This window comes from Sphingomonas sp. PvP018 (assembly GCF_017876865.1).
Lineage (GTDB): Bacteria > Pseudomonadota > Alphaproteobacteria > Sphingomonadales > Sphingomonadaceae > Sphingomonas > Sphingomonas aerolata.
On the sequence record NZ_JAGIOU010000001.1, the window covers coordinates 2,248,560 to 2,265,482 of the forward strand.

At 68.7% G+C, this 16,923-nt stretch carries 20 protein-coding genes; 12 read left to right on the plus strand and 8 right to left on the minus strand.

The window, feature by feature from the left end:
• The first annotated feature begins 6 nt into the window (after window positions 1–6).
• From J3A66_RS19430 to J3A66_RS09895, 11 genes are all read left to right on the plus strand, one after another.
• Window positions 7–1,770 carry a flagellar hook-length control protein FliK gene (locus tag J3A66_RS19430; RefSeq protein WP_209568533.1) on the plus strand — a complete coding sequence of 588 codons (1,764 nt, stop codon included), beginning with the start codon at window positions 7–9 and terminating at the stop codon, window positions 1,768–1,770.
• Between the two features lie 17 nt (window positions 1,771–1,787).
• Window positions 1,788–2,414, plus strand: coding sequence for a flagellar basal body-associated FliL family protein (locus J3A66_RS09850; protein WP_031394026.1), 627 nt, complete (start codon window positions 1,788–1,790; stop codon window positions 2,412–2,414).
• A gap of 30 nt (window positions 2,415–2,444) precedes the next feature.
• The gene (locus tag J3A66_RS09855; RefSeq protein ID WP_107045466.1) at window positions 2,445–3,368 is read left to right on the plus strand and encodes a flagellar motor switch protein FliM; all 924 of its coding nucleotides are present in this window, start codon (window positions 2,445–2,447) and stop codon (window positions 3,366–3,368) included.
• Complete coding sequence (fliN, locus tag J3A66_RS09860; RefSeq protein ID WP_031394024.1) at window positions 3,365–3,667, plus strand: flagellar motor switch protein FliN; 303 nt, start codon at window positions 3,365–3,367, stop codon at window positions 3,665–3,667. Before J3A66_RS09855 ends, fliN begins: the two co-directional genes overlap by 4 nt.
• A 4-nt stretch (window positions 3,668–3,671) precedes the next feature.
• Window positions 3,672–3,926, plus strand: coding sequence for a flagellar biosynthetic protein FliO (locus J3A66_RS09865; protein WP_031394023.1), 255 nt, complete (start codon window positions 3,672–3,674; stop codon window positions 3,924–3,926).
• The gene (gene fliP, locus J3A66_RS09870) at window positions 3,923–4,798 is read left to right on the plus strand and encodes a flagellar type III secretion system pore protein FliP (protein ID WP_209568535.1); all 876 of its coding nucleotides are present in this window, start codon (window positions 3,923–3,925) and stop codon (window positions 4,796–4,798) included. The genes J3A66_RS09865 and fliP overlap by 4 nt, the downstream gene beginning before the upstream one ends.
• 103 nt (window positions 4,799–4,901) lie before the next feature.
• Window positions 4,902–5,171, plus strand: coding sequence for a flagellar biosynthesis protein FliQ (fliQ, locus tag J3A66_RS09875; RefSeq protein ID WP_031395965.1), 270 nt, complete (start codon window positions 4,902–4,904; stop codon window positions 5,169–5,171).
• A 4-nt stretch (window positions 5,172–5,175) separates the two neighbouring features.
• Window positions 5,176–5,949 (plus strand): flagellar biosynthetic protein FliR, encoded by a 774-nt coding sequence (gene fliR / locus J3A66_RS09880; protein WP_209568537.1) that lies wholly within the window; start codon window positions 5,176–5,178, stop codon window positions 5,947–5,949.
• Window positions 5,949–7,088: a flagellar type III secretion system protein FlhB gene (locus tag J3A66_RS09885; protein ID WP_037528692.1), complete on the plus strand. Its 1,140-nt coding sequence runs from the start codon at window positions 5,949–5,951 to the stop codon at window positions 7,086–7,088. The genes fliR and J3A66_RS09885 overlap by 1 nt, the downstream gene beginning before the upstream one ends.
• A 51-nt stretch (window positions 7,089–7,139) precedes the next feature.
• Entirely contained in the window at window positions 7,140–8,654 is a 1,515-nt protein-coding gene (fliD, locus tag J3A66_RS09890) for a flagellar filament capping protein FliD (protein WP_209568539.1), read from the plus strand.
• A complete protein-coding gene (locus tag J3A66_RS09895; protein ID WP_043158241.1) occupies window positions 8,654–9,046 on the plus strand; it encodes a flagellar protein FliS in 393 nt (130 codons plus the stop codon). The genes fliD and J3A66_RS09895 overlap by 1 nt, the downstream gene beginning before the upstream one ends.
• A gap of 4 nt (window positions 9,047–9,050) precedes the next feature.
• Here J3A66_RS09895 and J3A66_RS09900 read toward each other — a convergent pair whose 3' ends face one another.
• The 5 genes from J3A66_RS09900 to argH are packed head-to-tail and all read right to left on the minus strand — an operon-like array spanning window position 9,051 to window position 13,658.
• The gene (locus J3A66_RS09900) at window positions 9,051–10,004 is read right to left on the minus strand and encodes a zinc transporter ZntB (protein WP_159512193.1); all 954 of its coding nucleotides are present in this window, start codon (window positions 10,002–10,004) and stop codon (window positions 9,051–9,053) included.
• Entirely contained in the window at window positions 10,001–10,771 is a 771-nt protein-coding gene (locus tag J3A66_RS09905) for an NAD(P)-dependent oxidoreductase (RefSeq protein WP_209568542.1), read from the minus strand. Before J3A66_RS09905 ends, J3A66_RS09900 begins: the two co-directional genes overlap by 4 nt.
• Window positions 10,768–12,030 carry a diaminopimelate decarboxylase gene (lysA, locus tag J3A66_RS09910; RefSeq protein ID WP_209568544.1) on the minus strand — a complete coding sequence of 421 codons (1,263 nt, stop codon included), beginning with the start codon at window positions 12,028–12,030 and terminating at the stop codon, window positions 10,768–10,770. The genes J3A66_RS09905 and lysA overlap by 4 nt, the downstream gene beginning before the upstream one ends.
• Window positions 12,031–12,042: 12 nt before the next feature.
• Window positions 12,043–12,294: a hypothetical protein gene (locus J3A66_RS09915; RefSeq protein ID WP_031394336.1), complete on the minus strand. Its 252-nt coding sequence runs from the start codon at window positions 12,292–12,294 to the stop codon at window positions 12,043–12,045.
• Window positions 12,291–13,658 (minus strand): argininosuccinate lyase, encoded by a 1,368-nt coding sequence (gene argH, locus J3A66_RS09920; protein WP_209570463.1) that lies wholly within the window; start codon window positions 13,656–13,658, stop codon window positions 12,291–12,293. Before argH ends, J3A66_RS09915 begins: the two co-directional genes overlap by 4 nt.
• Before the next feature lie 139 nt (window positions 13,659–13,797).
• On the opposite strand from argH, the gene J3A66_RS09925 reads away from it, so the two are divergent.
• Entirely contained in the window at window positions 13,798–14,310 is a 513-nt protein-coding gene (locus J3A66_RS09925; protein WP_348634026.1) for a TlpA disulfide reductase family protein, read from the plus strand.
• Window positions 14,311–14,502: 192 nt separating this feature from the next.
• Here J3A66_RS09925 and J3A66_RS09930 read toward each other — a convergent pair whose 3' ends face one another.
• The 3 genes from J3A66_RS09930 to J3A66_RS09940 all read right to left on the minus strand — a co-directional run bounded on the left by J3A66_RS09930 (window position 14,503) and on the right by J3A66_RS09940 (window position 16,910).
• Window positions 14,503–14,874 carry a hypothetical protein gene (locus tag J3A66_RS09930; RefSeq protein WP_183935892.1) on the minus strand — a complete coding sequence of 124 codons (372 nt, stop codon included), beginning with the start codon at window positions 14,872–14,874 and terminating at the stop codon, window positions 14,503–14,505.
• A gap of 120 nt (window positions 14,875–14,994) precedes the next feature.
• A complete protein-coding gene (hisN, locus tag J3A66_RS09935) occupies window positions 14,995–15,771 on the minus strand; it encodes a histidinol-phosphatase (RefSeq protein WP_209568549.1) in 777 nt (258 codons plus the stop codon).
• Window positions 15,768–16,910 (minus strand): MFS transporter, encoded by a 1,143-nt coding sequence (locus J3A66_RS09940; protein WP_209568551.1) that lies wholly within the window; start codon window positions 16,908–16,910, stop codon window positions 15,768–15,770. The genes hisN and J3A66_RS09940 overlap by 4 nt, the downstream gene beginning before the upstream one ends.
• Window positions 16,911–16,923 lie beyond the last annotated feature (13 nt).

Genomic DNA, 16,923 nt, shown 5'->3' on the forward strand with positions numbered 1-16,923 from the left:
GATTGCATGATCCTGCCCGCGCTTGCCTCCCCTCCTGGCCTCGCCCTTACGGCCGCGCCACGCGTAGCGGGCGGTGAGTCCGCGGGTGATTTCGGCGGCACGCTGGCTGCGCTGCTCGACACCGGGCCGGTGGCCGACGTCGCACCGGCCGATATCACCGCCCGGCAACCGGCCGTCATCGGCGGCAAGCCCTTGCCGGATGCCGCCGCCCAGGCCGAAACACTGCCGTTCTGGTCGCCGGGCGTCGCCTTCGTCCAGGTGCCGGTCGCGGCAACAACGGACATTAAAGCCGACGTACCGGCGGCCGCAGCGGCGGCCGCGCTGACGCCCGTCGCATTGGGCACGTCCGCGCTCACGCCGGTGAAATCGCCGCTTGTGTCGCCGTTGGTCGGAGGGGGCGGCGACGTGCCGATCGAAGGCCCGAACCCGGCACCGGTCGAAAACCGGCTTCCGCCGCCGCCGGAGCGCGTCATCCGGATCGGCCTGCGCGGCGCCGAACGTCCGACCACGGCGAAACGTCCGCGCGATTCCGACGCCACCGACGACACACCGACAGAACAGGCGACGATCCCCGGGGCAGATCCGACCGCCGTGCCGGTCGTGACCGATGCCCCCCAAGCCCTGCCGTCCGCCGCACCGCAGGCAACGCTGCCCGAAGCTGGTATCGGCACGGCAACGTTGGCGGGAGACGCGTTCGCCAGGTCGAACAAGCCCGGCGCGCGACAGGCTCCCCCTCTCTCGACGATGCCAGAGCCGCTACCCGCCGCTGCGTTTGCGCGCGACGCCGGAAGGAAGCCTCCTGCCCTTCAGTCCGGGATCGCCACGCCAGCGACGGCGGATACGCCCGCCGTCGATGAGACGCCAAGCAGCAATGCCCCGCCGCCGCCTTCCGGCGCACGCCCGGCATTTGCCGCGGCTTCCGATTTCCAGGTCGCCGCCGCGATCCTGTCGGGCACCCGCCCGGTCGCGCTTCCCGACACCCCCAGCCTGCCAGCAGGGGAAACCTTCCCGCTGCCCGCCGCTTTCAATGGCACGGTCATGCCTTTGCCAGCGCCGGGCACGCCGGCTCATGCTGCGGCACTGTCGCCCGCAGTTGTCGCAGACTCCGCCAGCACTGACGCACCGCCACCGCGATGGTCGTCACGCGACGGCGCACCACCCGTGACTCTCGTCGTGCAGCAGCCGCCCGCCGCCGCCACACAGCCGCAACCCGGCACCGTTGCCTCCGCCGCGCAGGTCTTCGGCGCCGCGATCCAGGCGGCGGCGCAGCGCCGTGACGAGCCCCGCCTACGGGACGACACGACGCTGCTCGCCCCGCTCACCGCCGCCGGCACCGTTCACGCGCTCGCCCCGACCACGGACGCACAAGCGCCGCTCGACATGCGCCAGGACCGCTGGCCAGCTGCGATGATCGAGCGAATCGACATCCTGCGCGACGCGGCAAACGCGACCGACACGCGGATCCGCCTGATCCCCGATGCGCTCGGCACGATCGACGTTTCGGTCCGCAAGGACGGCGACACGCTGCACGTGCATTTCGCCGCCGAACAGGCCGCCACGCGCACGCTGTTGCAGGACGCGCAGCCGCGGCTGGCCGAACTCGCCGATGCGCGCGGGATAAAGCTGACGCAGAGCAACGTCGATACCGGCGCCGGCCAGCAGCAGCAGCAGCGAGCTGCGACGCCGCACCAGCCTTCGGCGCCTGCGCGCGCCCGCGCCGGAACCGCGACCGCCGCCGATACCGATTCCACCGACACCCGACTCGCCTGACCCGAAGGACTGCCTAGATGAGCGACAAGACCGAAGCCCCCGTGCCCAAAAAGAAGGGGAAGATGGGCAAGATGATCATCGGCGGCGTCGCGCTGCTCGTCCTAGTGGGCGGCGGCGTCGGGGCTGGCGTCTATGCCTCGAGCGCGGGGCTGATCGGCGGCGGCCATGCCGCGGCCGATGACGGCAAGCCCAAGCTCATTCCGAAAAGCGAGCAGAAGTCCGCCGGGGCCGAAGGGGACGGTGAAGGCGGCGGGCATGGCGGCGGCGAGGATGCCGCACCCGAGAATCACGGCATGGCGCCGCCTGCGGGCGAGGGCGGCGACCGCTATGCGTCGACCTATTATGCGCTGGAGAAGGAATTTACCGCCAACCTCCAGGACAGCGCGCATTTCATCCAGGTCGGCGTCGCCGTCTCGACGCCCTATGACAACAGCGTCATCGACCATCTCAAGACCAACGAGATCGCGGTCCGCTCCGCGATCCTGATGGCGCTCGGCGAGGCGACCGAAGACGAGGTCTTCACCGCGCAGGGCAAGCGCAAATTGCAGGGCGAACTGGCCAAGGCGATCAACGCGACGCTCAAGCAGAAGGAAGGTTTCGGGGGGATCGGTAACGTTTACTTTACCAGTTTCGTCGTTCAGTGAGGCATGGTTAACGCCCCCCCAGAAACGACGATGCGCGAGCGGCGCGAGCGCGATCGTCCCCAGGCGGCCCATTCGGGCATGCTGGGGTCGGCCAAGCTCAATCCCTTCGGTGACCTCCACACGCTGCAGCATCTGTCCGCCCGGTTCGCACGGACGTTGCGCGGCGTGTTCGAGCCGATGCTGCGCCAGGAAGTGCGCAGCTGGGCCGAGCCACTCGTCGTCCAGCGTTTTGCCGACTACCGGGCGGAGCGCGGCGACGGGCTGATCGCCTGGCTGCCGATGGTGATGACGCCGGGCGCCGCGCAGGCGCTGTGCGTGATGGACGGGCGGTTCATCCTCGAGCTGCTCGACCTGTTCTTCGGCGGGACGGGCGCGGTGCCACCGGTGCTGCCGGCCGAATTCTCGCCCGCGGGCGAGGCGATGATCGCGCGGATCGGCCAGCTGATCGCGACCCCGCTCAAGACCGCGTGGGAGCCGATGGCGCGGTTCGAGTTCCAGCCGACCCGTGTCGAGGTGAACCCGGCGATGATCGCCGAGCTCGACGGCGAGGATGCGATGATCGTCACCCGCTTCGGGCTGGCGACGGGGGCGGGCAAGCCGGTCTTTCTCGACCTCGTCTACCCGGTCACGGCGCTCAAGCCGCACGCCCCGTCGCTCACCACCAAGGTGCTCGGCAAGACCGCCGAGCCCGATCCGGCCTGGCGCAACGAGCTGACGCGCGCGGCGATGAACATCCGCTTCCCGATACGCTCGGTGCTCGCCGAACCCGTCGTGTCGCTGCAGATGCTGATGGACCTGAAACCCGGCGACGTGATCCCGATCACGATCTCGGGCGACGTCCCCGTGATGGTCGGCAACGACCGGCTCGGCTGCGGCACGGTCGGCACGTCCAACGGCTTCGCCGCCATCCAGCTCACCTCCATTACCCGTATCGACGAAGGATTCGCAGCATGACCGACATGGCCGGTACTTTTCCGGTCGACGCCGCCGTGGCCGCCAATTTCAGGCTGCTGCAGGACGTCGACGTCAAGCTGACCGTCGAGATCGGCTCGACCAGCCTGACGCTGCGCGAACTGCTCGCGCTGAGCGAGAGCAGCGTGATCGAGCTCGACCGCCAGGCCAACGAGCTGCTCGACGTGTTCGTCAACGGCACGCTGATCGGTCGTGGCGAGGTCGTCACCGTCGGGGAGCGGTTCGGGGTGCGGATGACCGAGCTGGTCAGCCCCGACAAGTCGCTCGCGGCGCGCGGCTGATCCGATGCTCTGGTCCTATATCCTGAAGCTCGTCATCCTCCTGCCGCTCGTCTGCGGGCTGATGGTCGGCTGTCTGCTGCTGTGGCGCAAGTTCGAGAGCCGCATGCCCGGCAAGCCCACGTCGCGGCTGATCGGCGTCAAGGAAACGATGATGATCTCGCCGGGCCTGCGCCTCGCGGTGATCGATTTCGAGGGCCGCCGGCTGCTCGTCTCGGTCGGTCGCGGCGGCGTGCACCTGATCGACAAGGTCGACGCATGAGCCTGATCGTTACGCGCAAGGGGTCGGGCCCGGCGCTGATTACCGCTGTAGAGGCCAGGCCGCAGTCGCGTGGCGCTGCGTGGCTGTGGGTCGGCCTCGCGCTGCTGGTCGCCCTGTTCCTCGCCATGCCGGCCTTCGCCCAGGCCGTCCCCGCCCCTGCCAGCCCCGCGGTCGGCGACGCGGTCGACCGCGCGCTCGGCCAGCTCGGCGGCCAGGCGGCGGGCAATACCGGGCAGAGCGGCTCGCTGTCGCTGTCGCTGCAGGTCCTCATCATCATGGGGCTGCTCACGGTTCTGCCGGGCATCCTGCTGATGATGACCAGCTTCACGCGGATCATCATCGTGCTGGCAATCCTGCGCCAAGCGCTCGGTTTGCAGCAGACGCCGCCCAACCAGGTGCTGCTCGGCCTGTCGCTGTTCCTCAGCTTCTTCATCATGGCGCCGACGATCACCCAGATCAACACGACCGCGATCCAGCCCTATGCCGCGGGCCAGCTCGCCGGCACGCAGATGATCACCACCGCGGGCGTCCCGCTCCACGCGTTCATGGTCAAGCAGACGCGAATCAAGGACGTCACGATGTTCGCCGAAATGGCGAAGTCGGGCCCCTATGCGTCACCGCGCGACATCCCCTTCTCGGTGCTCCTCCCGGCGTTCGTCACCAGCGAACTCAAGACCGCGTTCCAGATCGGCTTCCTGATCTTCCTGCCGTTCATCGTCATCGACCTCGTCGTCGCGACCGTGCTGATGTCGCTCGGCATGGCGATGCTGTCGCCGACGATCATCTCGATGCCGTTCAAGCTGCTGCTGTTCGTGCTCGTCGACGGCTGGGCGCTGACGATGGGTAGCCTCGCCAACTCGTTCGCGACCTGACCCGGTGGATGCACCCACACTCCCGTTCGTGCTGAGCGCAGTCGAAGCACATGAGTCCCAGGCCCTTCGACTTCGCTCAGGGCGAACGGAAGCATTATAAGCCATGGACGCGCAATATTTCCTGACCATCGCCAACCAGACGATGTGGGTGCTGGCGCTCGCCAGCGCGCCGATCCTGATCCCGGCGCTGCTTGCCGGGCTGATCCTCGGCATGATCCAGGCGGCGACGTCGATCAACGAACAGACGCTGTCGTTCGTGCCGAAGCTGCTCGTCGTCGCGGTATCGATCATGATTTTCGGCAGCCTGATCCTCGGGCTGCTGAGCGATTTCACCGTCAGCATCTTCGAACGCATCCCCGATCTGGTGAAATAGGCGGATGCTCGGCTTCGGCCTCTCGATCGAGCCGCAGCTCTGGGCGCTCATCTTCGTCATGGTGCGGATCGGCGCGACGTTCATCGCCGCGCCGGTGTTCGGCAACGTGTCGGTGCCCGTCACGGTCCGCGTCACGCTGTCGGGCGCGATCGGCTTCCTCGTGCTCGCCGCGCACCCGGTCCAGCCACCCGCGCAGATCTTCGCGACGGCGACCGTACTCGCGGTCGCCGCCGAGGCGCTGGTCGGGCTCGCGCTCGGCTTCGTGCTGCAGATCGCGTTCGCCGCGCCGGTGATCGCCGCCGAGATCATCGGCGGGTCGATGGGGCTCGGTTTCGCCTCGTCGGTCGATCCGCAGAACGGCCGGTCGAGCCCCGCGCTCGGCCAGTTCTTCTCGATCATGCTGACCTTGCTGTTCCTGTCGATGGACGGCCACCTCGTGCTCGTCGAGATGCTCGTCAAAAGCTATGACGTGATGCCGCCCGGCGCTGCATGGCTCGGCGTCGACCGGCTGCGGGGGATCGCGTTCTTCGGCGGCTATGCGTTTCTCGCCGGGCTGCTGCTCGCGCTACCGGTCGGCTTCCTGCTGCAGTGCCTCAACATCGTCGTCGGCATGATCAGCCGCGCAGCACCCGCGCTCAACCTGTTCTCGGTCGGCCTGCCCGCGAGCCTCGCGGTCGGCGTCGTCGCGCTCGCGGTCGGCTTCCCGGCGATGGGCGACTATATGGTCGTGATTATCCGCGAAGGCCTCGAAGCCACGCAGAGCCTGGTGCTCGGCTGATGGCGGACGAATTCGGCGAAAAGACAGAAGCCCCGACCGACAAGCGCAAGAAGGATGCGGTCGAGAAGGGCGACATCCTCCGCTCGCGCGACTTCGCGACCGCGCTCAGCATGCTCGCGGGCGTCGCCTGGCTGATCTATGCCGGCCCCTCGCTGATCGCCGCGTGCAAGGCGGTGATGGCGTCGAGCTTCCAGTTCGGGCGCGCGGACGTCGAGGATTTCTCGCCCTGGCGCCCGCTCCAGGAAGCGGGGTGGAAGCTTGCGCCCTCGCTCGTCACCCTGTTCGTGGTCAGCCTGGTCGCCGCGGTGCTCAGCCAGGCGGGGCTCGGCTCGCTCGGCTTCAACGGCAAGCTGCTCGCGCCCAAGTTCACCCGCATCAACCCCGCCTCGGGTCTCAAGCGGATCTTCGGCCCGACCGGCTGGATCGAGCTCGGCAAGTCGCTGCTGAAGGTCGCGCTGCTCGGCACGATCGGCGGCTGGATGCTGTGGCAGGCATCGCATACGACGATGGGGCTCGCCTCGTCCGCCGATCTCAACCAGGCGCTGACGACGCTCGGCGGGACCTTCTCGTCGATCCTGATCGCGATGGCGTTCGGGCTCGTCGCGATCGCCGGGATCGACGTGCCGATCCAGATCATCCGCCGCCTCGGCAAGATGCGCATGTCGAAACAGGAGGTGAAGGACGAGCACAAGGACAATGAGGGCAATGCCGAGGCCAAGGGTCAGCAGCGTGCCAAGATGCGCGCGATGGCCAGCGGAAATATGCGCAAGGCGGTCGGCGAGGCGCACGTCATCCTGACCAACCCGACGCATTTCGCGGTCGCGCTGCGCTATGATCGCGGCAAGGACCAGGTGCCCGTCGTCGTCGCCAAGGGCCGTGGCGCGACCGCGCTGGCGATCCGCGAACTCGCCGCGGAGACCCGCGTACCCGTGCTCGAATATCCGCTGCTCGCGCGCGCCGTCTATTATACCAGCAAGGAAAATCAGGAGGTTCGCGATGACCTGTACATGGCGATCGCGACCGTCCTCGCCTTCGTGTTCGGGCTGAACGCTGCGGCGGGCGGCACGCCGATGCCGCAGCCCGCGATCACCGTGCCGGTCGATGCGCGGTTCGACGAAAACGGCGTGAAACTTCCCTAAAGATCCGGCGGCCGCGGTCGTTATTCCATTCGAGCGCGCAAGGATTCCGGCATGGCAATTTCGACGACGAGCAGCACCGCGACGCCGACCCCGGCGGCCACGCCGACGCCGACCGCGGCGAGCGTGACGAAGAACGCGGCGCAGTCGCTACTGACCTCGCTCAACGCAGGCTCGGGGATCGACACCGCAAGCCTGGTGCCCTCGCTGGTCGAGGCGCAGTTTGCGGCCAAGACCGCGCAGCTGACCGCCAAGTCGAAGACGATCACCACGCAGATCTCGGGGCTGGCAACGCTCAAGAGCGCGATCTCGGGCTTCTCGACCGCCTATGCCGCGCTGGTGAAGGGCGGCACGCTGACCAGCCAGCCGACCAGCTCCAATACCGCCGCGCTCGGCGTCAGCGCGCTGGCGGGCGCGAAGGTCTCGGGGCTGTCGTCGACCATCTCGGTCAACCAGCTCGCCGCCGCGCAGACCATCCGCACCACCGCCGCGGTCGCCGATCGCACCGCGGTGATCGGCTCGGGCAGCTTCACGCTCAACTTCGGCACCGCCACCTATGACGCGGCGGGGACGACGATGACCGGCTTCACCGCAGGCGGTGGCACCGCGGTGACGATCGACGTTACCGACGCCAGCCTCGACGGGATCGCCGCGGCGATCAACGCGAAGGGCGCAGGCATCACCGCCTCGGTCGTGACCGATTCGAACGGCAGCGCCTATCTGTCGATGAAGGGCGCGACCGGCGCGTCGCAGGCGTTCACGCTGAACGCGACGACGGATACGAGCGGCAAGCTGGCCGCCTATAATGTCGGGCCCGGCGCCACCAACACCAGCGTCACGGCGGCTGCACAGAATGCCAAGCTGACGGTCGACGGGATCGCGGTCGAGCGCGCGAGCAACACGATCAACAACCTGGTGACGGGCGTCAAACTGCAGCTCAACGCCGTGTCCACCGGCCCGGTCACGCTGGGCAGCACGACGCCGACCAGCGCGCTGTCGCAGGCGGTATCCGACGTCGTCGAGACCTATAACCAGGTCATGGCAACGCTGACCGAGCAGACCGACCCGGTGACCGGCGTGCTGCGCGCGGACCCGGCGGCAAAGACACTGTTGTCGTCGCTCAAGGCGCTGACGCTGGCGCCGCTGTCGGGCGACACCGGTGGCGGCAGCCCGACGACGCTCGCGCAGATCGGCGTCGCGACCAATCGTGACGGCACGTTGCGCGTCGATGCCGCCGCGCTGTCGAACGCGATGTTGACCAATTCGACCGCGATCGAGACGATGCTGAACGGCTCGGCGGACGGCAAGACGGGGCTTGGCGCGGTGCTGAACGCGATCACGACCAGCGCGACCAACACGACGTTCGGGCTCGGCGCCTCGCAGACGCGCTACACCGCCGCGCAATCCGCGATCGCCGATGCCGAGGCCAAGATCGCGGATCAGTCCGCGGCGATGACCACCCGCCTGACGCAGCAATTCTCGAGCATGAATTCGCGCGTGTCGTCGTACAAGTCGATCCAGAGCTTCCTCACCAACCAGATCGCCGCCTGGAACAAGAGCGACTCGTGATGTACGCAACCACCCTCACGCGCGACCCGTTCGCCACCTATCGCCAGATCGACGCGGTCGGCCGCACCACGACCGACGGCCCGGGCCTCGTCCAGCTGCTCTACAAGGAACTGGTCGCGGCGCTGCGTGCCGCCGCCTGGGCCTCCGACAACCGTCAATATGCGACCAAGAGCGACCGCGTGACGCGCGCGACCGCGATCCTGTTCGCGCTCGAAGCGGGGCTCGATTTCGACCGCGGCGGCGCGGTGTCGGAAACGCTCGCGCGGCTCTATGCAGGCGCGCGCCGGACGATCGTCGACGCCTCGGTCGGCCAGGACGGCTCGATCTTCCGCACCACCGCGGACACGCTCGACGAGATCGCGCAGGCCTGGCGCACCGCCAGCGCGGCCTGAGCCGCTACCGTTCGAACCAGTGCCGCTGGACGAAGTAGATCACGATACCCAGCGCGATCACCAGGCAGCCGCCCGCGATCGCATCGAACGCCCAGGGCTCCTCGGCAAAGGGCAGCCCCTTCACGTTCATCCCGTACAGCCCGGTCAGGAACGTCAGCGGCAGGAATACCATCGCCGCGACCGAGATGATCAGCGAGCGATTGTCGATCTGCTCCGCGCGCAGGTCGGTCAGCGCCTCGTGCGTCAGCGCGGAGCGTTCGCGGATCGATTCGAGCTCCTCGGCCATCCGCGCCGCGCGGTCCGCCGCCGCCGCCAGGTGCAGCCGGTCGTCGTCGCGCAGCCAGTCGCCCGGCAGCGCGGCCAGTTTCTCGAGCGCGGCACGCTGCGGATTGAGAAACCGGCGATAGCTGATCGCCGCCACGCGGACCTCACTGACGGTGCGGCGCAGGGCGAAGACATGCTTGGCGTCGAGCCGCTCCTCGCAATCGTCGAGCTCGTCGCCGAGCGCTGCCACCTCGGGGTCGAGATCGGTGGTGATCGCGGTCGCGAACGCGGTGATCAGATCGCCGGGATCGCGCACCCGCCCCGCCTCGACTTCCTTCTCGACCAGCGGAATCGCGATCAGCGGCTTGCGTGTCAGCGAATAGACGCGTCCCTTGACCACCCAGATGCGCAGCGACGCGAGCAGGTCGGACGAATCCATCTCCTCGTTCGTCCGCCCGCGCAGGTTGAGGAACGCCCCCTCGCCGACCGCCTCGCAACGCGGCCGCGTCTCGGTCGCGGTCAGTGCGTCGATCACATAGGATTCGAGCCCGGCCTCGTCGCGAAGCCAGGCCTGCGCCTCGTCCTCGGTGGTCGACAGATGCACCCAGACCAGATCGCCGCTCGCGGCCGGCGCCGCCTCGACCGCGAGCCGCGACGCGACTCCGTCAGCGACCTTGAACCCGAACCCGCTCACGCGCGCATCGCCACATCGACGACCAGCCCCGAACCCTGCGCATCGGGCGGCGCATCGCACGGGATCCGCGCCGCATCCGCGCGCGCGCGATCGAGGATCGCCGGCGGCACGTCGCTGCGGTGATAGACCCGGTCGGCGCTGGCGAGCGCCCGCGCCTGCTGCAATGTCAGATCGTCGGGGTCGGGCGATGCGAGCGTCATCCGCACGATCGCCCCATCCTGTACCGATCCCCCTGCGAGCCAGCCGGCCACGTCGCGCGACGATCCGAGCGGATCGAGCACGCCCCCCGGCGCGAGCGCATCGGCCAGCGCACGCCGTCTCGCGCCGCCATCGGGGAAGCGCGTACGCATCGCGCCCCGCGCGCGCTGCAGGGCGTTTGCCAGCCCGCCCAGGTCCGCCGGCACCAGCGCCTCGAGCCGCTGCCGCAGTGCCGCCGCCAGCCCGGCCGACGCGCCGCCGGTCCCTATCGCGATCAGCACCGGCTCGCGGTCGACGATCGCGGGCAACGTGAAGTCGCAATGCTCGGACCGGTCGACCGCGTTGACGAGCACACCGCGCGCCTTGAGCCGCGCGACCGCCTCGAGCGCCTCCGCCTCGTCGTCGATCGCGACGATCGCCAGCGCGGCCACGGCGGCCTCATCGGTGACGACGTGCGCGCCGGCGCGGTCGAGCAGCCGGCGTTTCGCATCCGCCGCCTCGCCCTCGCCCAGCAGGATGACCGGGCGGCCCGCCAGCCGCACGAACAGCGGCAGGCTGTGCAGGCTCACCGCTTGAGCCATTCGGGAACGCGCTCGGCGGCCAGGATCGTCTCGGGCTCGATCCGGTCGGCGACCACCGCGAACCGGTCGCCATCGACCAGCACCTCGGGCACCAGCGCACGGCTGTTATAGGTCGACGCCATCGTCGCGCCGTACGCACCCGCGGTGCGGAACACCCCCAGATCGCCCGACTTCACGACGTCGATGTCACGCCCCATCGCGAAGGTGTCGCCGGTCTCGCACACCGGCCCGGCGATGTTCGCGGTCATCCGCTCGCCGCCCGGCTCCACCGCGACAAAGTCGTGATAGGCATCGTACATCGCGACACGCGCGAGGTCGTTCATCGCCGCATCGACGATCACATAGGGGTTGGTGACCCCCGGCTTCACCCAGATGACCTTGGTCAGCAGCACGCCGGCATTGCCCGCGATCACGCGCCCGGGCTCGAACATCAGTTCGACGTCCCAGCCCGCGGTCGCGCGCGCGACCATCGCGCCATAGTCGGCCGGGCTCGGCAGCACGTCGTCGGGCTTGTACGGCACGCCGAGACCACCGCCCAGATCGACCCGGCTGATGACGTGCCCCGCCGCGCGTAGTTCGGCGACGAGTTCGCCGATCCGCGCATAGGCCGCCTCGAGCGGGGCGAGATCCGCGAGCTGGCTGCCGATATGGATCGCCACCCCGCGCAGATCGAGCCCCTCATGCTCCGACAACCGGTCGAACATCGCCGGCGCCTGGTCGATCGGCACGCCGAACTTGTTCTCCTTACGCCCGGTCGAAATCTTGGCGTGCGTGCCCGCATCGACATCGGGGTTCACGCGCAGCACCGCCGGTGCACGAATGCCGCGATCGCGGGCGAGTGCGGCGAGCACCTCGCCCTCCTCCTCGAGCTCGAGGTTGAACTGGCCGATCCCCGCATCGAGCGCGCGGGCGAGTTCGTCGCGGGTCTTGCCGACGCCCGAAAACACGATGTCCGACGCAGGGATGCCCGCGGCCAGCGCGCGCGCCATCTCGCCCGCCGACACCACGTCCGCGCCGTAGCCCTCGTCAGCCAGGACGCGCAGCACCGCGACGTTCGGATTGGCCTTGATCGCATAGGCCAGATGCACGCGCCCCGCGCCTTTCAGCGCGTCGCGGAACACCTGCGCGTGACGGCGGAACGTCGCGGTCGAATAGACATAGACGGGGGTCCCGACCGCCTCGGCGATCGCGGGAAGCGCGACGTCCTCGACATGGAGGACGCCGTCGCGATAGTGGAAATGGTCCATGCTGGCCTGTGATCAGTTGGAAGGCGGCAGGTTGAATTCGTCGCTCCGCCGCTCGCGCGAGCTGGTGAGCAATTCATCACTGCGTTCGGGGCGCTGCTGCGGCGTCGGTGTCAGCAGCGCGGTCGGCGTCGGTGTCGTCTTCGCACCGTACGGCGCGACCGGCAGCGATTTGCCGGGCGCGGGTTCGAGTCCGTCGGCCGCCCCGCAGGCGGTCAGCGACAGGCCCGACAGGGTCAGCCCGGCGAGAAGAATCAGGCGTGTCATTCGCTCGTCTCCCGTGCGGCGCGGATCGCGGCGCGTACATTGTCGGGCGCGGTGCCGCCGAAGCTGGTCCGGCTGGCGACCGACGCATCGACCGACAAGACGCCGTACACCCGGTCGTCGATCCGCGCATCGATCGCCTGCAGATCCTCGATCGACAAAGCGTCGAGCGCGATGCCCAGATCCTCCGCGCGTTTCACCGCACGCCCGGTCACATGGTGCGCCTCGCGGAACGGCAGCCCCGCCTCGCGCACCAGCCAATCGGCGAGATCCGTGGCGGTCGCAAAGCCCGCCTCGGCCACCGCGCGCATCCGCTCGGTCCGGAACGTCGCGCTCTCGACCATCCCGGTCATCGCCGCGATCGACAGCGCGAGTAGGTCATGCGCCTCGAACACCGGCGGTTTGTCGTCCTGCATGTCCTTCGAATAGGCAAGCGGCAGGCCCTTCATCGTCACCATCAGCGCGGTCATGCACCCCATGATCCGCCCCGAATGCCCACGCACGAGCTCGGCGGCATCGGGATTGCGCTTCTGCGGCATGATCGAGCTGCCCGTCGACCACTGGTCGCTGAGCGCGACGAAGCCGAACGGCTGCGACGCCCAAAGCACGAATTCCTCCGCCAGCCGCGACAGATGCAACGCGCACTGCGTGGCCGCGACGAGGTAATCGAGCGCGAAGTCGCGGTCGCTGACCCCGTCCAGGGAGTTGGTCATCGGCCCGTCGAAGCCGAGCGCATGCGCGGTCATCTCGCGGTCGATCGGAAAGCCCGTTCCCGCCAGCGCCGCCGAGCCGAGTGGCGAGCGGTTCATCCGCACGCGCGCATCGGCAAAGCGGCTGACGTCGCGCGCGATCATCGCGTGATACGCCATCAGGTGATGGCCGAGCGTCACCGGCTGCGCGGATTGCAGATGCGTGAACCCCGGCATCACGCTCGCCGCATGCTCCTCGGCCCGCGCGAGCAGCGCCGCCTGGAACCCGCCGAGCGCCGCGAGCACCTGGTCGATCGCATCGCGGACCCAGAGCCGGAAGTCGGTCGCGACCTGGTCGTTGCGCGAGCGCGCGGTGTGCAGCCGCCCCGCGACCGGACCGATCGCCTCGGCCAGCCGCGCCTCGGTCTGCATATGGATATCCTCGAGGACGAGGTCCTCGGCGACGCCATTGGCAGCATAGTGCGCCGCGACGCGGTCGAGACCCGCGGCGATCGTCGCTGCGTCCTCGGCCGACACGATACCGCGTGCGCCGAGCATCGCGACATGCGCCTTGGAGCCGGCGATGTCCTGCTTCCACAGTCGCTTGTCGAAGGGGATCGAGGCGTTTATCTCCCGCATGACCGCGGCCGGACCCTCGGCGAAGCGTCCACCCCACATCGCATTGGAGCCGTCCATGTCCTCCCCTTCTCTGCTCTCAAGGGCGTCGATCGTCTGTCTCCTGGGTAGCGCAATGCTGATTGCGGGCTGCGATAGGAAATCGCCGGCTCCGGAGCAAGCAAACGCGGCAGGCGCCGCGATGGGCAATGGCGCCGCATCGGACGAAGTCGCGGCCTCGCCCGACGAAGCGACCGGCACCCCCGTCGCCCCGGTCGACAAGATCGACCGCAGCCACAAGGGCGAGACGGGGCCGACGTCCAGCTTCACCGCCCCCGATGGAAAGTCCGTCACGCTCGCCAGCTTCAAGGGCAAGCCGCTGCTGCTCAACCTGTGGGCGACCTGGTGCGCGCCCTGCGTAGCCGAGATGCCGACACTCGACGCGGTCGCGGGCGCAATGAAGGACAAGGTCCAGGTCGTCGCGGTCAGCCAGGACCTTCAGGGCGCCGAGAAGGTCACGCCGTTCTTCGCGCAAAAGGCGTTCACGACGCTGAAACCCTATCTCGACGCCAAGGCCTCGCTCAGCATCGCCTATCAGGCGAACCTGCCGACCACGATCCTCTATGATTCGGACGGGCGTGAAGTCTGGCGCATGCTGGGTGGCTATGAATGGAACACCCCCGCCGCCGCAAAGCTGATCACCGAAGCCCGCTGAACGCCCCGCACGACGACGCGCCGCTCCGCCGCGAAAGCCGGAACGGTGCGTCGGCGGCATTCAGGCTAAGCGTACCCTTCTGTATCACGCGTGTCGCTTGTTCTGCATCTCGTCCGTGCGCCTCATCTCCCCATCGGGATCCTAAGGAACATCCGACGCCAGACACGAAAACGTCTGCTGCCTGCTTGCTGACTAGCCTGCGAGTATCGCGCGGATGCGATCGGCCATATCGGGATCGACCGGGTTGTAGACGATCATGCCCAGGTCCGGACGACCATCGACCGCAAAGCCCGAATATCCCAGCTCCATCGCGCCCAGAACGGGGTGGTGCAGCCGCTTGGTGCCCTCGCCGTGGAAGCGAACGTCATTGTCCGCCCATAACGCCGCGAATTCGGGACTGGTCGCGCACAGCTCGGTGACGAGCTGGCCAACCTCGGACAGCGATTCCCTACCGCGCGATTGCCGAGAAGATCGGCAAAACCTTCGGCCTGCCGTGACGTCGGTAAGCGCAGACGAAGCCGGCGCGCATTTCGGCTGGCTCGCTGCCTTCGTGTCGAAGGACATGTCGGCGTCGAGCGCGCTGACCCGCGAGCGGCTGGGCTGGAACCCCGACGGGCCGACGCTGCACGCCGACATCCGCGCGATGACGGGCAGGACGTGACACCACGGGCGGCGAGGAAGCGGTCATCCCAGGATCCGCAACGCTTCGGCATGGAGTGCCGGAGTCGCGGCGCCCAGCACCGCGCCGCCTTCCTCCGCCCGCCCTCCGTCGAGCCGCGTGACGACACCGCCCGCGCGCTCGATGATCGGGATCAGCGGGACGATGTCATAGGGCTGGAGCGAGGGCTCGATCGCCAGGTCGATCCGGCCTGCCGCGATCATCGCCATCGCATAGCATTCGCCGCCATAGCGGATCATCCGCACAGCCGCCTTCAACCGTGCGAAACCGGGCGCGAGGTCGTCGCCGAAATGCTCGGGCGAGGTGGTGTGCAGGATCGCGCGATCGAGGCTGCCGACGTCACGCGTCGCCAGCGGTCGGCGCACACCGTCCCGCTCGGTCCACGCGCCGTCGCGATCCGCCCAGAAGCGTTCGCGGGTGAAGGGCTGGCTCATCATCCCCAGCTCGGCACGTCCGTCGACCGTCAGCCCGATCAACGTCCCCCAGACGGGCAGGCCGCAGATGAACGGCCGCGTGCCGTCGACCGGATCGAGCACCCATCGAACACGCCCGCTGCCCGTCAGCCCGAATTCCTCGCCGAGGATGGCATGGTCGGGGAAATGCGCACCGATCTCGGCGCGGATCGCGATCTCCGCCTCCCGGTCCGCCTTGGTCACGGGGTCGAAGCTGTACCCCTCCTTCACCTTGATATCGACCGCGATGTCGGTGCGGTAGCGGGGCATCGTCTCGGCATCGGCAAGGTCGGCAAGGCGATGCAGGAAGGCAGTGTCGGGAAGGATCATGATCTACGTCCATTGGCGGTGGCGGCCTTCGCGCACAGCGGCACGAAACACAGAAGGGCCGTGAGCAGCCAGAAGGCGGCGGGCAGGCCGATGCCCTGCGCAACAAAGCCGATCACGGCGGGACCGGCGAGGATGCCCGCGTAACCGATCGTCGTGACCGCGGCGATCGCGAGGCCCGCGGGCATGACGGTCTGCGTGCCGGCCTGGCGGAACAGGATCGGCACGACGTTCGACGCGCCAAGACCGATCAGCAGGAACCCGAGCAGCGCGACCGATGCGACCGGCGCGAGCAGCATGACGCCGTAGCCGAGAAGCAAGAGCAGCCCGCCCCACAGCATCGTCCGCCGATCCCCGAGCCTCGCGACGATCGCGTCGCCGGTCAGCCGGCCGGCGGTCATCGCCACCGCAAAGACGCTGTAGCCGAGCCCTGCCTGCGTGACCGGCAACAGGCCCTTGCCGCTCAACAGCAACGCCCCCCAGTCGAGCATCGCGCCTTCGGTCAGGAAGGTGATCGCCGCGAGCGCCGCGAGCAGCACCACGATCCCGCGCGGGATCACGACCAGCGGGGCCTCTTCGGTCCTGGGGGTCGGGATGAGCCGGGGCGCGGCCAGTGCCAGCGTCGCGATCATCAGGACCGATGCTGCGACGACCCCGGCGCCCGGACTGATCTTCAACGACAGGACGGCGGTCAGCAGCGCCGATCCGACGAAGCCGCCGACGCTGAACAACCCGTGAAACCCGGACATCAGCGGCGTGCCGGCCTGCTTTTCCACTTCGACCGCGTGCACGTTCATGCCGACTTCGATCACGCCGAGGAACGCGCCGAACAGCAGCAGCGCGACCGCCATGGTCGGCACCGTGGGCGCAAAGGCGAGGAAGGGCAGCAGGATCGCCTGCCCGATGCCGCCGACAAGGATCGCCGGTCGCGCGCCGAGCTTCGAGGTCAGCGGCCCCGCAAGCTGCATCGCGCCCACCGAGCCGAGCCCGAGACACAGCAGCAGCAGCCCGAGCGATCCGTCGCCAATCGCCAGCCTCTGCTTGGCAAGTGGAACGAGCGGCGCCCAGCAGGCGAGCCCGAAGCCCGACACGAGAAAGGCCAGACGCGTCGCGAGGCGCGCCCTGGAATGTTGCACCGTCACTGCGGATATCCTT

Excerpts from the sequence above, each read along its gene's own strand:
- fliQ (WP_031395965.1), top strand. The coding sequence starts at position 4,902 with ATGGACGCGCAATATTTCCTGACCATCGCCAACCAGACGATGTGGGTG.
- fliD (WP_209568539.1), top strand. The coding sequence starts at position 7,140 with ATGGCAATTTCGACGACGAGCAGCACCGCGACGCCGACCCCGGCGGCC.
- lysA (WP_209568544.1), bottom strand. The coding sequence starts at position 12,030 with ATGGACCATTTCCACTATCGCGACGGCGTCCTCCATGTCGAGGACGTC.
- J3A66_RS09915 (WP_031394336.1), bottom strand. The coding sequence starts at position 12,294 with ATGACACGCCTGATTCTTCTCGCCGGGCTGACCCTGTCGGGCCTGTCG.
- J3A66_RS09855 (WP_107045466.1), top strand. The coding sequence starts at position 2,445 with ATGCGCGAGCGGCGCGAGCGCGATCGTCCCCAGGCGGCCCATTCGGGC.
- J3A66_RS19430 (WP_209568533.1), top strand. The coding sequence starts at position 7 with ATGATCCTGCCCGCGCTTGCCTCCCCTCCTGGCCTCGCCCTTACGGCC.
- argH (WP_209570463.1), bottom strand. The coding sequence starts at position 13,658 with ATGTGGGGTGGACGCTTCGCCGAGGGTCCGGCCGCGGTCATGCGGGAG.
- J3A66_RS09885 (WP_037528692.1), top strand. The coding sequence starts at position 5,949 with ATGGCGGACGAATTCGGCGAAAAGACAGAAGCCCCGACCGACAAGCGC.
- fliR (WP_209568537.1), top strand. The coding sequence starts at position 5,176 with ATGCTCGGCTTCGGCCTCTCGATCGAGCCGCAGCTCTGGGCGCTCATC.
- J3A66_RS09850 (WP_031394026.1), top strand. The coding sequence starts at position 1,788 with ATGAGCGACAAGACCGAAGCCCCCGTGCCCAAAAAGAAGGGGAAGATG.
- J3A66_RS09895 (WP_043158241.1), top strand. The coding sequence starts at position 8,654 with ATGTACGCAACCACCCTCACGCGCGACCCGTTCGCCACCTATCGCCAG.
- J3A66_RS09925 (WP_348634026.1), top strand. The coding sequence starts at position 13,798 with ATGGGCAATGGCGCCGCATCGGACGAAGTCGCGGCCTCGCCCGACGAA.
- fliP (WP_209568535.1), top strand. The coding sequence starts at position 3,923 with ATGAGCCTGATCGTTACGCGCAAGGGGTCGGGCCCGGCGCTGATTACC.
- hisN (WP_209568549.1), bottom strand. The coding sequence starts at position 15,771 with ATGATCCTTCCCGACACTGCCTTCCTGCATCGCCTTGCCGACCTTGCC.
- fliN (WP_031394024.1), top strand. The coding sequence starts at position 3,365 with ATGACCGACATGGCCGGTACTTTTCCGGTCGACGCCGCCGTGGCCGCC.
- J3A66_RS09930 (WP_183935892.1), bottom strand. The coding sequence starts at position 14,874 with ATGTCCTTCGACACGAAGGCAGCGAGCCAGCCGAAATGCGCGCCGGCT.
- J3A66_RS09865 (WP_031394023.1), top strand. The coding sequence starts at position 3,672 with ATGCTCTGGTCCTATATCCTGAAGCTCGTCATCCTCCTGCCGCTCGTC.